The 14,486-nt window shown below is 56.9% G+C and carries 15 protein-coding genes; 11 read left to right on the top strand and 4 right to left on the bottom strand.

What is annotated here, in order from left to right:
- The first annotated feature begins 250 nt into the window (after nt 1-250).
- Genes KI237_RS15345 through KI237_RS15330 form a run of 4 tightly spaced genes read left to right on the top strand, consistent with a single transcriptional unit; the run spans nt 251 to nt 5,369 of the window.
- Entirely contained in the window at nt 251-1,225 is a 975-nt protein-coding gene (locus tag KI237_RS15345; protein ID WP_212795957.1) for an enoyl-CoA hydratase/isomerase family protein, read from the top strand.
- Nucleotides 1,222-2,139: an alpha/beta hydrolase gene (locus KI237_RS15340; RefSeq protein ID WP_212795956.1), complete on the top strand. Its 918-nt coding sequence runs from the start codon at nt 1,222-1,224 to the stop codon at nt 2,137-2,139. The genes KI237_RS15345 and KI237_RS15340 overlap by 4 nt, the downstream gene beginning before the upstream one ends.
- A gap of 48 nt (nt 2,140-2,187) precedes the next feature.
- Nucleotides 2,188-3,657 carry a class I adenylate-forming enzyme family protein gene (locus KI237_RS15335; protein WP_212795955.1) on the top strand — a complete coding sequence of 490 codons (1,470 nt, stop codon included), beginning with the start codon at nt 2,188-2,190 and terminating at the stop codon, nt 3,655-3,657.
- Nucleotides 3,658-3,710: 53 nt separating this feature from the next.
- On the top strand, nt 3,711-5,369 hold the full coding sequence (locus KI237_RS15330; protein WP_212795954.1) for an FAD-dependent oxidoreductase: 1,659 nt from the start codon (nt 3,711-3,713) through the stop codon (nt 5,367-5,369).
- A 77-nt stretch (nt 5,370-5,446) separates the two neighbouring features.
- Here the strand turns inward: KI237_RS15330 and KI237_RS15325 are convergent, their stop codons facing one another.
- Entirely contained in the window at nt 5,447-6,130 is a 684-nt protein-coding gene (locus tag KI237_RS15325; protein WP_212795953.1) for a TetR/AcrR family transcriptional regulator, read from the bottom strand.
- 111 nt (nt 6,131-6,241) lie between these two features.
- Here KI237_RS15325 and KI237_RS15320 point away from each other — a divergent pair, with 111 nt between their 5' ends.
- The 3 genes from KI237_RS15320 to KI237_RS15310 are packed head-to-tail and all read left to right on the top strand — an operon-like array spanning nt 6,242 to nt 8,143.
- On the top strand, nt 6,242-6,628 hold the full coding sequence (locus KI237_RS15320; RefSeq protein WP_212795952.1) for a hypothetical protein: 387 nt from the start codon (nt 6,242-6,244) through the stop codon (nt 6,626-6,628).
- A gap of 48 nt (nt 6,629-6,676) precedes the next feature.
- Nucleotides 6,677-7,132: a DUF2147 domain-containing protein gene (locus tag KI237_RS15315; protein WP_212795951.1), complete on the top strand. Its 456-nt coding sequence runs from the start codon at nt 6,677-6,679 to the stop codon at nt 7,130-7,132.
- Nucleotides 7,133-7,141: 9 nt separating this feature from the next.
- Complete coding sequence (locus KI237_RS15310) at nt 7,142-8,143, top strand: NADP-dependent oxidoreductase (RefSeq protein WP_212795950.1); 1,002 nt, start codon at nt 7,142-7,144, stop codon at nt 8,141-8,143.
- A 153-nt stretch (nt 8,144-8,296) separates the two neighbouring features.
- Here the strand turns inward: KI237_RS15310 and KI237_RS15305 are convergent, their stop codons facing one another.
- The gene (locus KI237_RS15305; protein WP_212795949.1) at nt 8,297-9,289 is read right to left on the bottom strand and encodes a GlxA family transcriptional regulator; all 993 of its coding nucleotides are present in this window, start codon (nt 9,287-9,289) and stop codon (nt 8,297-8,299) included.
- Nucleotides 9,290-9,417: 128 nt separating this feature from the next.
- On the opposite strand from KI237_RS15305, the gene KI237_RS30510 reads away from it, so the two are divergent.
- Genes KI237_RS30510 through KI237_RS15295 form a run of 3 tightly spaced genes read left to right on the top strand, consistent with a single transcriptional unit; the run spans nt 9,418 to nt 11,424 of the window.
- Entirely contained in the window at nt 9,418-9,711 is a 294-nt protein-coding gene (locus tag KI237_RS30510) for an acyl-CoA dehydrogenase family protein (RefSeq protein ID WP_249410608.1), read from the top strand.
- Complete coding sequence (locus KI237_RS15300; protein ID WP_249410607.1) at nt 9,711-10,664, top strand: acyl-CoA dehydrogenase family protein; 954 nt, start codon at nt 9,711-9,713, stop codon at nt 10,662-10,664. Before KI237_RS30510 ends, KI237_RS15300 begins: the two co-directional genes overlap by 1 nt.
- Nucleotides 10,665-10,701: 37 nt before the next feature.
- The gene (locus tag KI237_RS15295) at nt 10,702-11,424 is read left to right on the top strand and encodes an NAD(P)H-dependent oxidoreductase (RefSeq protein ID WP_212795948.1); all 723 of its coding nucleotides are present in this window, start codon (nt 10,702-10,704) and stop codon (nt 11,422-11,424) included.
- An 86-nt stretch (nt 11,425-11,510) separates the two neighbouring features.
- Here KI237_RS15295 and KI237_RS15290 read toward each other — a convergent pair whose 3' ends face one another.
- Nucleotides 11,511-12,437, bottom strand: coding sequence for a GlxA family transcriptional regulator (locus tag KI237_RS15290; RefSeq protein ID WP_212795947.1), 927 nt, complete (start codon nt 12,435-12,437; stop codon nt 11,511-11,513).
- Nucleotides 12,438-12,548: 111 nt separating this feature from the next.
- Between KI237_RS15290 and KI237_RS15285 the strand changes: the two genes are divergently transcribed.
- Nucleotides 12,549-13,406: an alpha/beta fold hydrolase gene (locus KI237_RS15285; RefSeq protein ID WP_212795946.1), complete on the top strand. Its 858-nt coding sequence runs from the start codon at nt 12,549-12,551 to the stop codon at nt 13,404-13,406.
- Between the two features lie 149 nt (nt 13,407-13,555).
- Here the strand turns inward: KI237_RS15285 and KI237_RS15280 are convergent, their stop codons facing one another.
- Nucleotides 13,556-14,431, bottom strand: a complete 876-nt coding sequence (locus tag KI237_RS15280; RefSeq protein WP_212795945.1) for a LysR family transcriptional regulator — start codon at nt 14,429-14,431, stop codon at nt 13,556-13,558.
- Between the last annotated feature and the right edge of the window lie 55 nt (nt 14,432-14,486).

The raw sequence follows: 14,486 nt of genomic DNA, 5'->3' as shown, positions 1-14,486 counted from the left end.
TCCATCTCGTGGGTTTGCCTAAGCTTGAGTCCGTGCTCGATGCCGACAAATGACGGCTGCATGAGCACAAGCACCTGCAAGGAGGTGCTGTATTGCGACCATACTATAACAGTGTTATGTTCCGCAAATAACAGCGTTATTGCTACCGGGGCTTAACACCCTGAGCAGGATCGACAGCTGTTTAACGCTGGGTATTACAAAAAAGGAGCGCGGCCCTGCTTGGCGCGCTGATAACCAGAGGGTCCAAGAAATGACGAAAATGCATACGCCGCCTGAGCGAGTTGAGGTGGAGCCCCGTGGCTCTGTTCTGATTGCACGGCTGGATGGGGGGCCGCATGGCTTGATGGGATTGGAGATGGCCAATGAGCTTTCAGCTCTTTTGGATAAAGTAGAGTCCGACGCCGCAATCAAAGCGGTAGTGCTCATTGGAACTCACCCAGAGCGTTTCATCGGTCATGCGGACGTCCGTTGGTTGCAAGAGGGGGGCAAGAGTATTCCCTCGGTTGGACGTTCTGCGGCATCGGCGATAGCGCGGACGGCGAAGGCTGTGCGCAGTGTTGCGCCTTTGGCGGCAGCCGCGTCTATCACACCATTGGATGGCGGGATGCAACTCGACAAGCTGCATGACACCTTTTTACGGATGAACCGCAGTGGTGTCATTTTCGTTGCCGCGCTGAATGGCTCTGCGCTGGGCCTTGGCAGCGAACTCGCGCTGGCCTGTGATACTCGCCTGATGGCGGATGGTGAGTTCTTCATCGGACAGCCGGAAGTACTTCTTGGAATTTTGCCTGGCGGTGGCGGCACTCAACGGTTGCCTAGGCTGGTCGGCAACCATCAGGCACTGATGCTTATGTTGGAAGGTCGGCCGGTCTCTGCGCATAAAGCCCTCGAAATAGGTTACGTAGACGAAGTCGTCGCGCCGGATGCATTGCTTGAGCGAGCGATTGAGCGCGCCCGGTATCTAGGTTCCCGGCCAAGGGGAGCCATCGAGGCAATCAAGCGGGCTGTGTACTTCGGTGCGTCCGCCACCCTCGATGAGGGGTTGCACATGGAGCGCACCGAGTTCATCAAGATCTCGCCGACCGAGACTGCACAGGCTCTGATGGTCGAATACCTTGAACGTACCGATCACGACGGCGGCGTGCCGTTCTACAACCCGACCATTCTCGAGCAAACCTTAGAGCAGGGCTCCCTCCCAATCCTGGATGGAGGATGGGGGAAATGAATCAGATGTCACAGCCTCCTTACCAGGTTACTCGGCGGGACGTTCGCTTTGACTCGGGAGAAGCCTACTGCTCGGCCTGGCTGTACACACCGGTTGGCATTGAGAAGCCGCCCGTTGTAGTGCTTGGTCATGGACTGGGTGCGGTTCGCGAGATGCGCCTCGATGCCTTTTCCGAGCGTTTTGCAGCCGCGGGAATCGCTACTTTAGCGTTTACCTACCGCTATTTTGGTGACAGCGGCGGCCATCCCAGACAGTTGATGTCGGTAAAGCGGCAACTTGCTGATTGGGATGCGGCGCTGAACTTCGTCAAGGGATGTCCGGATCTCGATGGACGCCGAGTTGCAGTATGGGGAAGTTCGTTTGGGGGAGGGCATGCGATTACCGTGGCCAGCCGGCATCCAGAGTTACTGGCCGCCATCAGTCAGTGTCCTTTTACCGATGGCCTGGCCTCCGCTGCCGCACTGGGGGTGAAGGGGTCGCTGCAGGTAACGCCAGTGCTCCTGCGCGATTTTGCAGCCAAACTGCTGGGTCGCCCGCCCGTGATGGTGCCCATCGCCGCCGCTCCCGGTGAGCCAGCCTTGATGAATGCGCATGATGCCTTGCAGGGGTATCTGGCTTTGGTGCCGAAGGGGATGGTGTTCGTCAATCACGTCGCCGCACGGGTGCTTCCGGAAATCATGGCTTATCGACCCGGTCGCTTCGCCTCCAAGGTGAAGCTCCCCATCCTGTTTTGCGTCAGCACCACTGACACCGTCACACCACCGGAACAGACGATCGCCTTGGTGCGCAAAGCACCGCATGGAGAAACCAGACTTTATGCCGCAGGGCATTTCGAGTTCTACATGGGGGACGCGTTCGAAGAACTGGTGAAGGATCAGACTGAATTTCTGACGAAACATCTACTTGGCTCTTAAGCCAATTGATTCAAGCGTTTCCGTCACTTTCAAGAGAGAACAACAATAATGTGCTTTTCCAAACTTTCAGATTTGCGAGCGCTGACAGATCCGGACGGTCTGTGCATTGCTGACGACAGCAGCAACCTGACTAACCGGCAGTTCCACTCCAGAGTTCTCGCGGCAGCGGGAGTCCTTGCGGATAGAGGGGTGGGCATAGGCGATGTTGTAGCGATCATGTTGCCCAACCAAGTGGAGTTTGTGGTGGCGATGTTCGCCGCCTGGCGCCTGGGGGCTGCGGTCACGCCTATTAATCCTGGGCATACCAGCAAGGAAGCAACCCATCAATTGGTTGATTCGAGGGCGAAGCTGCTCATTAACGCCAGCGGAGAAGGCATAGTCCAAAATCTGCCGTCTCTGCCTGTCGCAGCTTTGGAAATGGGGCCGTCCTACGAAGGCTTACCCGTTGAGGAACTTGGCGCATTGGCGCTGTTGATCTACACCAGTGGCACGACCGGGTTGCCAAAGGGTGTGATGCTTGATCACGCCAATATCATGGCCATGTCGGAAATGGGGCGGGATTCGCTCAAGGTTACCGCCACCGACCACTGCTTGTTGATACTGCCGCTCTTTCACGTAAATGGCATTGTGGTGAGCACCCTCGTCCCGTTGTTGGGTGGTGGTCGGGTCACGATCCGCAAACGTTTTAACATTGACACTTTTTTTGAAGATGTCGAATTAGTTCGCCCCTCGTACATTTCGGCAGTACCCACCATCTACGCAATGCTTAACGCGTTATCCGATGAGGTCAAACCTGATACCTCCAGCCTTCGGTATGGCATCTGTGGTGCGGCGCCTGCTTCGGCGGAGCTGCTTAAGAAATTTGAAGACCGCTTCGGTTTCCCGCTGCTTGAGGGGTACGGGCTTTCGGAGGGTACATGCGCTTCGACCATCAACCCCGTAGACGGTCTGCGCAAGGCCGGTACGGTCGGTTTGCCTTTTATCGGTCAGCGAGTCGCAATCGCCGATTCGAGCGGCCGGCACTTGCCACAAGGGGCCGTTGGCGAAGTACTGGTACAAGGCCCGAATGTGATGCGCGGTTACTTGGGGAAACCCGAAGAAACAGCGAAGACTATCGTTGACAGTTGGCTGCGCACCGGCGACATCGGACGGATAGACGAGGACGGCTATCTGTCGATTGTAGGTCGTCTTAAAGAGATGATCATTCGCGGTGGCGAGAATATCTATCCGAAAGAGATCGAAGACGTGTTGTTCGAGTTTACAGGTGTGCTCGAAGCAGCAGTGATCGGTGCTCCCCACGAGACCTTCGGCGAAATTGTCATTGCCTATGTCGCCTTTCGTTCGGGATACACCGGTACTCAAGAGGCGTTGAGTGAGCACTGCGCCGATCGCCTGACGCGTTATAAAAGACCTTCCAGAATCATTGTCGTCGACAACCTGCCCAAGAACGCCATGGGCAAGGTCGACAAGCTGAAGCTGGGCAAGATGTTGCCCGACTTCGAGCCAGTCGCCAGGTGATCCCTTACTGAATCTCAGATTGCAAGCAACCTGCATTTAGAAGGGAATGAACGATGAAAAGCACTGACTTCGACTGGTTGGTAATTGGTTCTGGATTTGGCGGTAGCGTTTCGGCGCTGCGGCTCGCGGAAAAAGGCTATCGCGTTGGGGTGCTTGAACGAGGCCGACACTATCGCGATGGGGATCTTCCCCACTCTGCGTGGCAGTTCAGCAAGTACCTGTGGGCGCCCGTGCTGGGTTTGAAAGGCATCATGCGCATGTCTTTATTTCGCCACGTCTTTTTTCCCAGCCAAGCGGGAGTAGGGGGAGGCAGTACGGTGTATGGAGGTGTGTTATACCGAGCCAAACCTGCATTCTTCGAGAACGTGCAATGGCGCGGGCTGGGGCACTGGGAAACGTTGTTGCGGCCTCACTATGATATGGCCGAGCACATGCTTGGCGTGAAAACGGTGCCGTTCGACTCGACCAATCAACAGCTGGCTCGAGAAATGGCGCAACATTTTGGAACCGAAGATTCATTCACTCGGGCCTCTGTCGGGGTGTTCTTTGGCGAGCCGGGTAAGACTGTCAAGGATCCCTATTTTGGGGGGTATGGGCCTGATCGTACGGGGTGTATACGATGTGGCGCCTGTATGGTGGGTTGCCGTGTCGGTGCCGTTAACTCCCTCGTGAAAAACTATCTGTGGTTTGCGCAAAAGCGCGGCGTGGAGATATTGGCAGAGCACGAGGTGATTGATGTGATCCCACTCGGGGCGGCCGATGGCAGTGACGGCTATCAGGTGGTCACCCAGCGTCCCGGTGCCTGGTCCGCACGTGGTCGCCGGACCTATACCGCGCGTGGGGTGGTTTTCGCTGGTGGTTCTCTGGGTACCAATGAGTTGTTAGCCAACTGCAAGTATGGAGGCTCGTTGCCGCGGGTCAGTGATCGCCTTGGTGAGTTGGTGCGTACCAACAGTGAATCCGTACTGAATGTGCGCCTCCCCCAAGACCGAAAAACCTGGAACGATGTCACCGCCAGCAGCAGTGTCTACGTTGACCAGGACACCCACATCGAGTTTCTCACCTATGGTCGCAACGCAGATTTCCTGAGTTTGCTCTGCACACTGTTGGTCGGTAATGGCAACCGCGTGACTCGGCCCTTGAAGTGGATGGGAAATGTTGTGCGACACCCGGTGCAATGGCTCAAGTCTCTGTGGCCCTTTGGGTGGAGTCGACACATGGTGATGCTGCTGGTGATGCAGACATTAGACAACGCAATTGCATTGCGTCCGAGGAAACGTCGGCTGGGGCGGGGGTATCGGCTCGTCACCGAGCAGAATCGCGACAAGCCAAGCCCAACCTACATCGAAATGGGTAACCGGGCGGCTCAATGGCTAGCCAGGTATACGGGTGGCATTGCCCAAAGCAATGTACTGGAGGCGCTGTTCAACATTCCGACAACCGCCCATGTATTGGGTGGCGCCGTCATCGGTGCCGATGCTGGACGCGGCGTGATTGACACGAATCTACAGGTGTTTGGATATCAGAACATGTTGGTATGTGACGGTGCCGCGATGCCGGCGAACCCTGGAGTCAATCCTGCGCTGACCATCACGGCACTCGCTGAGTACGCGATGGCACAGATTCCACAAGCGTTTGGCACTGATAGCGGTATTGATCAACCCATTGAAGCGATGACGCCGAACTCAGAGAGTCATCCGAGTGTGGCATAGGTGTTGATTCCAACCCGGTTTCACCGAGGGCAGTTCTTACATCCGCTTCCTTGGATCAGGAAGCGGATGCGAGGCCTTTAATCTTTTGCCAAGCTGGCCCATCTGGCGACGACGCGGGCAGTGGAGGTTTCAACTAGTTCACGCTTCGCCCCGAGACCAACCACAATGTTGTTGCATGTCGCGACCAGGATTTCTGAAGCAGGATTGGCCGTGCTCGCGAAGTGGCCGGCCAGTTCGAGCATGATAAAGCCGTGCGCAACACTCCAAAGCTGTGGAGCGATCAGAGCAGGATCGATTTCAGGGACGCATTTAGCCTCAACCAGTCGAGCACAGGCATCGATCACAAGGGCGTAGGTGGCCGTGAACGCCGCTGACTGCCTCTGGGCGGTTGTCGTCATGGTTCCCCTCGAGGGGCTATACCTGCCGTCGATCGAAAGGCCGAACATCAGGTCGTACAGATGAGGATTACCTTGTGCGACATCTCTGCACGCCAGGAGCATTGCACACAAATCGGCTATCGGATCATCCGTAGCAGGGACGCGCTTGAAGGCTGCAGCCAAGCGCTTGAAGCCCTCGTCAGCCACTGCCTGAAGGAGTTCCGGCACGCCGCCGAAGTGGGTGTAAACCCCCATGGTCGACAAGCCGGCTTCGTTCGATACCGAGCGGGCTTTGACTTCAGAGGGGCCGCAATTCGCAAGCACACGGATGGTGGCCTCGACGAGGCGGGTAGGGGCATTAGGGAGTGAGTTATCAGAAGTCATGTTGCAATACTGCCATAACGACGTTATGTTTGCCATATAACACTGTTATTGTGGCAGGCAAGGTGGCTTGCTAACCCTCTCTTCGATGAAACCAGGACCCAAGGATCTTCCATGCCGATCAACTTCAGAAATCTTGCACTTCTTACCGCGCTTCTCTTCTTTGGTCTGGCAGTTACCTGGATGTTTGCTCCGGCTTTTCTGCTGTCTAGCTGGGGCGTTGATTTCTCTGGTTCCGCCGGGTTGGTTGGACGTCGGGGAGCCGCTTTATATGCCGGTATTGGTGTCATGTTTTTTTTGGCTAGGCGCGCTGGCCCCTCCTCGACACGTTCATCCCTGGTCACGGGTTTTGTTTCGGCCTGCTTGATCCTCGCCGTCCTTGGCCTGTTTGAATTTGTCAAAGGTCATGCGAGCTCTGGAATTCTGTCTGCGGTTGCCATTGAGGTCCTGCTCAGCGTCGCGTTTATTTACGTGTCACGTTTTTCCAAAAGCGATTCCTAAACACAAGCCCATCATTTGAAATGTCATACGATCATGGAGACTCAGCCAATGCGTGTTTTGAACCAAACGAACATTCTAGGATTCACCCTGGTGACACTCATGTCGTCGGCACTCTGGGCAGATGACGGTTCGCCTGTTGGTCTGTGGCAGAACATCGACGACGCAAGCGGTAAGCCAAGGGCTTTGATTCGAATCACCGAATCCGAAGGCGTATTGAAAGGCAAAATCGAGAAGGTATTTCCTAATCCGAACGAAGAGCAAAATCCGAAGTGCGAAAAGTGTGAAGGCTCGGACAAAGATGCTCCGGTGGTTGGTTTGACCATTTTGAACGGGCTACGCAAGAACGGCGACGAATACAGCGGAGGGCAAATTCTCGATCCGGACAATGGCAAGGTTTACAGCAGCACAGTTCATCTGTCCGATGATGGAAAAAAACTGAGTGTTCGCGGTTATATAGGTCTTCCTGTACTCGGGCGCTCACAGAGCTGGTTACGCCAGAATTAAGGACCTACGATGAAAGCATTCAGTATTGATCGCTATGGAAAAAAGGTTGCATTGCGGGCGACCGACAGGCCGGAACCTGAATTGGGCAAGGACGATGTTCTGGTCGAGATCCATGCAGCGGGTGTAAACCCGCTGGATCTGAAAATCAGGGATGGCGAGTTCAAAATGATTTTGCCTTATCGCATGCCGCTGATCATGGGCAACGACTTGGCGGGAGTGGTTGTTCGCGTCGGTTCACGAGTCCAGCGATTCAAGCCGGGTGACGAGGTCTATGCGCGCCCCGATGACAACCGGATCGGCGCGTTCGCTGAGTTTATCGCGATAAGGGAAAGTTCTCTGGCGATCAAGCCGAAGGCGCTCAGCATGGAGGAGGCCGCTTCCATTCCTTTGGTTGGATTGACGGCTTGGCAGGCGCTGGTTGAAAAAGCGGACGTTAAGAAAGGACAAAAGGTGCTTATCCATGCAGGCTCTGGCGGCGTTGGAACGGTGGCCATTCAGCTGGCCAAGCACCTGGGGGCGTATGTCGCGACGACCACGAGCACCACAAACATCGAGTGGGTCAAACAGCTCGGTGCGGACATCGTGATCGACTATAAAAAAGACGATTTCGAAAAGGTTCTGCACGGTTACGACCTCGTCTTGAATAGTCTAGGCACCGAAACCCTGGAGAAATCACTGCAGGTTTTGAAGCCTGGAGGAAGGCTGATCTCGATCTCTGGACCACCGGATGCTGACTTTGCGAAAAGTGCTGGGTTGTCCGGGTTCCTGAAACTGGTCATGGGCCTGTTGAGTTACGGAATCAGGAAAAAGGCGAAACGTCGCGGCGTGATCTATTCATTCCTTTACATGCGGGCCAGCGGCGATCAATTGCGCAAGATCACCGCTCTGATCGATGCTCGGGTCATACGCCCGGTGGTGGACCGGGTTTTTCCATTCGAATCCACCCCGGATGCCTTGGCTTATGTTGAAACCGGTCGGGCGAAAGGCAAGGTCATCGTCAAGGTGAAATAACGGGACGCCCCCAGTATTCGAAAACTTCTAACCGCATCAAATTGCCCGGGCGACGTGGAAGTTGCCTGTGTTGCCGCGAGTAAAGGCAAAACCACCCTGATGCTCCACGGGCTTGCGCAGTCCGTGGCGCTCTGGGCGCGCACCGCACCTGGGTCAGTCCCCCATAGGTAACTGAAACCTCGCTCTGTAAGCGCCCGGTGTGAACCCAACACGCTCACGAAATAGGCGTGAAAACGAACTGATGTCGCTGTAACCGACATAGTGAGCGATTCGCTCGGTGCTCAGGTCCCCGGCCTCCAGCAAAGCTCGCGCCGTATCAATGCGCAGGTTCTGCAGATAGGTGAGCGGTGACAGCTCAAGCACTTTATTGAAGCGGCGTATCAATGTACGTTCGCTGACGGCCAACAGCTGCGCCAGGTCATTCATGCGTACCTGTTCGACCAAATGTTCCTGAAGCCACTTTTGTGCGCGTTGAATCAAGGGATCATTGTGGGTCTTGTCGGCGATAAGGGGCTGGAAAGGTGTCTGCGTCGTTTGGGTCAAGTCGATCAGCATGCTGCGGGCGCATTGCCTGGCGATGGCCTCTCCGGCGAATTTGTTAAGCACGTGAACCGCTTGCAACAAAAACGTGGCATGTGCGCCACCGCATACCAGGCGTTCGGATTCAGTCACCACTGGACGCATTTGCAGATCAACCTTCGGGAATCGGCTGCGGAAATGCTCCTCCAGCCACCAAGTGGTGGTTGCCACTTTGTTATCAAGCAAACCCGTCTCTGCGAGTAGAAAGGTGCCGGTGCAATTTGCGCACAGCCATGCACCATTTCGCCATTGCTGAACCAGCCAGTCACGGACAGCTAGATGCTTTTCCAGGAAACCCTGGAAGTGCTGCCAACCACGATAGTGCAGGCTGGGAATAAAGACCAAATCATAATGCTGGTTCTTCGGCAGCGCCCGCATGCCAAGCTCAAGGCCATTGCTCGCGCGCACAGGCCGGCCGTTCTGCGATATGAAATGCCATTCAAACAGACCTGACGGCGGCATCCCCTGTTTTGACATGTGCGCATTGGCGACCTGAAGCATGTCAGCAAAACCTCCCACAACAGAGGCATAGGAGTCGTCAAAACCCAGAATCGCAACGGTGGTCATGGCAGAACCTTTTTGGGTGTGGGTGGCGATATTCGCATATTTACCGTCGTTTTTGCCTATTACGTCATTCCATCAGTTTGCTTACCGTTCACACCACGTTGCTTCCCCAGGCTACAGAAGAGATAACCATGACCCTCCTTGCCAATACTTCGGTCAATGCGACTGTTGCGCGTCACCAGGATCGCCTGTATCACGACCTGGATACCCCGCAGGAAATCCTGGCTATACGTCAGGAGATTCGTCGTTTCGCCGACGAACATGTCGCTCCGATGGCTTACGCCATTGGTCACACAGAGGAGTCCGTTGCTGCGTTCCCGCGTGACTTGTTCGCCAAAATGGCCAAGGCCGGTTTATTTGGCATTCCCTTTACCGCCGATGTCGGGGGCGAGGGCTCAGATACCCCACCGCGGCCACTGCCGTGATGATCGAGGAGTTGGCCTACCACTCAAACTCGGTGGCCGCCATCGTGGACGTGCACTGCATTCTCGCGGGTAATGCGCTGAACTACGGGGCGGACTCAATCAAGAAACGCTATCTCAGGCCTTTGCTCAGCGGCGACAAGATCGGGAGTTTCGCAACTACCGAGCCCGATGCCAGTACCGACTTGAGCGTTGAAGCCATGGGCACCCACGCTACCCGCACCGAAGATGGTTACATCGTCAGCGGCCGCAAGCGTTTCATTTCCAACGCCCCAGTTGCCGACTTTGTTGTACTGCTCTGTGTCGATGGCGCGCGTATGACCGAGTTGGTGGTCGAGTTGAATTGGCCAGGTGTTCGTGTAGGCGAGCCCGACAAGAAAATAGGCAACCATGGTCAACTGACGGCGGATATCTACTTCGACAACGTCAAGGTGCCCATGACGAACGTCCTTGGCCAGCCGGGTGAAGGTCTCAAGATAGCCTTGCAAACGCTGACACTCGGACGCATAGGGATTGCCGCCAGCGGGACCGGCATGGCTCAGGCGTTGTTTGATCACAGTATCGCGCGGCTCAAGTCGCGCCGGGCCTTTGGCAAAGCCATCGCGCAGTTCCAACACTGGCAGTTCAAGATGGCCGAGCGCGCCACTGAAATCGAGAACGCCCGCAACTTGTACCTCAAGGCGGCGTTGCGCAAGGACGAAGGGCTCGTTTTCCCGGAACCCGAGGCCGCGATGGCCAAATGGTACGGCACTAACCTTGCCGGTGAATTCGCCCGGGACGCGGTACAGATCTTTGGTGGTTATGGCTTTATGCGCGAGCTCGCGGCGGATGGTTCGCACTATCGTGTCGAAGAGATCTATCGCGATTGCAAGATCGCTGAAATATATGAGGGTACCAATGAGATTCAGAAACTAGTCATTGCACGCGCCATCTTCGGTAAAGACATCACCGGCTGATGGGCTGGCCAACCCGAGCCCAATGGAGCGCTGTCCAATGCACATCCTCATTATCCATGCGCACAACGAGCCGCAATCGTTCAATGCGGCCATGAAAGATCTGGCGGTCGAAGAGCTAAGGGAGCAAGGGCACTCTGTCGAAGTGTCTGACCTGTATGCCATGAGCTGGAATCCGATCGCCAGCGCGGCCGACTTTGGCAGCCGTGTAAATTCAGAGTACCTGACGTATGCCTTGGAACAGCGTCACAATTGTTCGCAACGCACACTGGCTCCGGATATCCAGGCGGAGTTGGACAAGTTGCTGAAGGCTGATCTGGTGATCTTCAACTTCCCAATCTATTGGTTCTCGATGCCGGCGATCATGAAAGGCTGGATAGACCGGGTATTGGTTTCTGGTATCTGCTATGGCGGGAAGCGTTTTTACGACCAGGGGGGGCTGGCTGGCAAGAAAGCCATGCTCGCCATTACTGTCGGCGGTCAACCACACATGTTGGTGAGTGGTGGCGTGCACGGTGAACTCAACGACATGCTCCGGCCTATCCTGCGTGGAACGTTGGCCTATACCGGGATGGCCGTGCTTGAGACCTTTGTTGCCTATCACGTACCGTACATTTCCCAGCAAGCACGTGTTGCTCAGTTAGCGATGTATCGACAGCACCTGCGTTCGCTGGACACACTGCAAGCGTTTTCATTCGTCTCACTTGATGAGTTCGATGAAAAACTGCACCCGATTGGCGTAAACCCCCTTTCTGGTCGGTGACGGCGCAGGGAAGCTGCTAGCGTGGCAGTGGTCAGTATCCGAGAAAAAATCCGCACCTGGGTGAGGCACTACCGCCTGCATGACATTCAGGCCCTGGCCGCGCGTCGCACAGCCTGCGGCGGTTGACCATAGGACCGAATGAACGCGCGCCGCATGCGGTCCCGGTCTGCAAAGCCAGTCTGCTGAGCAACCAGATCGATGGGATGGTTTGTCTCCTCCATCATCGCCCGGGCCGCCTCCAAACGCATATGCTCGATGGCCTTGGCTGGTGATTGCCCTGTCTCGGACTGAAACGCCCGGCTGAACTGGCGCGGCGACAGGTGCGCGACCTCGGCGAGATCTTCCACCGACAGTCGGCTCGCGAGATTCCGCTGCGCGTGGATCAGCACGGCCTGCATCCTGTCCGACTTCGGTTCCAGCTCGAGCAAGGTGGAGAACTGAGACTGGCCACCGCTTCGGCGGTGGTACAAGACCATCTTTCGAGCCACCTGCCGCGCCACCTCAATGCCGAGATCGTCCTCGACGAGGGCAAGCGCCAAGTCGATACCCGCGCTCATCCCCGCCGATGTCCAGATGGGCCCATCGGCGATGAAGATGCGATCCTCTTCTACCTTGACCTTGGGATAGCGCTCGGCCATACCTCGCGCGTACATCCAGTGGGTCGTGGCGCGTCGCCCATCGAGTAGTCCCGCTTCAGCGAGGATCAGGGCGCCAGTGCAGGGTGCGGCAATCCGTCGGGCAAAGTGGGGTGCCTGGCGCAGGAGCGCCAACGCTTCAGGGGGCGGATCCTCAATGCTCCCTCCGACCACCAATAGGTCGAGCGGCTCACTCGAGAATCGATCCGACAAAATCTGGAAGCCGGCCGAGGTCCGAATGGAGCCACCGTGCACCGACAGCATGTGCACGCCGTAGAGGGTCTCTCCCGCCTGCAGATTGGCCATCTCGAACACCGTCGAGACAACAAGGCTCATCGCCGAATAGCCGGGATAAAGCATAAAGCCGACTTTGCGCATCAAAAATCTTCCGGATGTCTTAAAACGCCGTTTATACGACATTTAGGACGAAGTGCTCCAGTGATACGTTTGTTGCCACCGCAAAGTGCGGGCCACCAGGACACACACACAATGACCGCCAACAGTTTGGTAGCGACCGATACACCCCAGCAATTTCCCACGCCGCAGACCATCGAATTCGAAGGTCTCTCTATCAGGCTCGTCCGCGGTGGAGCCAGCGAAGGCACGCCGATCGTGCTGACCAGCCCTTGGCCAGAGAGCGTCTACGCGTTCCGGCTGATCTGGCCTCAACTGGCCGACATCGGTCCCCTCGTCGCGATCGACCTGCCTGGTTTCGGTCGGTCGGACATAAGTCGGGGCGCCCTCTCGCCAGAAGGCATGGGCGACTTCATCCTCAGGCTTCTCGACAAACTCGGCATCGAGCGCTGCCATGCCATCGGACCCGACATTGGAACGACCGCCTTCCTGTTCGCAGCCGCCAAACAGCCAACCCGATTCGCAACCCTCACGGTGGGCTGCGGCGGGACCGACATGGACCTGCTTGGCGAGCAACTGCGCGGAACCATAGACGCCCCGGAAAGCGCGCTCGACGTCGGTTCCGATGCCGCACCGATCGTCGATATGCTCCGGGCGCACATTGCCGCGCAGACGCCGGTGGAGGTGATGGAGGACTATCGCCTTTCTTCTGCCAATGGACGTTTCGCCGAGGCAGCGGCCTACGTGCGCGCCTATCCGACGGACCTGCCGAAGCTTCCCGCGCTCGCCAAAAGCATCGTGACGCCGGTCTTGGTCCTATCGGGGCAGGGCGACCCGCTCGTGCCGCCGTCGAATGGAGACTTTCTCCAGCGCATCCTGCCGAACTGCCGACACGAGGTCATCGATTGCGGCCACTTCGCCTGGGAGGACGCCCCCGATGCTTACGTCCGTTTCGCCAGTGCCTGGATCCGTACCGGTGGCTCCCAGGCCTGATGGGTCAGCACCGCTGATTCTCATCCGGTAACCGGGCCGCGGCTCTCGATGCGTACCGCTGAGACCATCGAGAGCGGCTCGCCAGGGCGAGAAGATCGTGGCCCCCCGCGCCCTGGGGATAGAATGAGGCACGCCCTGGTTCCGGTCCTCTAACCCTTCAGAACCAAAGACATATCCGGATATCTCGCACACATGAAGTCAACGAAAGCGCGAACCTTCGGCGCAGCAAGGCGCCTGGATGTATGCAATACCCAGAGTGCCGGTTCTTCACCCGAGACCGTGCCCCACTGGACCAACTCGCCACGGGCAAGCTGGTTCCAGGCGATGGACTGGGGGATCAAAGCCGCGCCGCCGCCCGCGATAGCCGCATCGCGAACCATCAGTAACGAAGAGAACCGCAGCTTCGGGATCGGATCCAGGATCAACTGCCCTCCATCGAGACTCCAGTGGGTGGGCTGAAAACTCGACGTGACGATGCAGGGCACGTGTCTGATTGCGCCGGGCATAGGCTTGGACACTTCAGGCGCCGCCACAACCACCAGCCTGTCCTTGGCGAAGCAGCGGCCGACCAGACGGCTGTCAGGGGACGGGTTGATCCGAATCGCGACGTCATAGTGTTCCTCGACCAGGTCGACCAGGCGATCCTCTGCCACGACTTCGATTTCAACCTCTGGATAGGCGCTACAGAATTCGACGCCAATGCGGCCCATCGCAAGCTGGGAGAACAGCACTGGGGAGGCAACACGCAAGCGTCCGCGAGGTGTCGATAAGCCCTCACGGGCTGCCTTCATCGCTTCGGCCACTTCGCCCAACGGACCTTCTGTGCGTGCCATCAGGCTTTCGCCGGCCTCGGTGAGCTTCAAGCCGCGAGCGCTGCGCTCGATCAGCCTTACGCCCAGTTGTTCCTCCAGGTCGGCGATTCGTCGCGATAAGGTGGCTTTGGAGATACCGCTCGCACGGCTTGCCTTCCCCAGCCCCTCATTCGTTGCGACGATCATGAAATCGATCAGTGCGTTCAGGTTCATGGTGTTCCATTTTTGAAACGAAGTGTCTGCATTTTGGTGTCTCTGCTTCGTCCGT

Origin of the sequence: Pseudomonas sp. St316, assembly GCF_018325905.1 — a bacterium.
Taxonomy (GTDB): domain Bacteria; phylum Pseudomonadota; class Gammaproteobacteria; order Pseudomonadales; family Pseudomonadaceae; genus Aquipseudomonas.
This window is presented reverse-complemented; position numbering and strand designations above follow the sequence as displayed.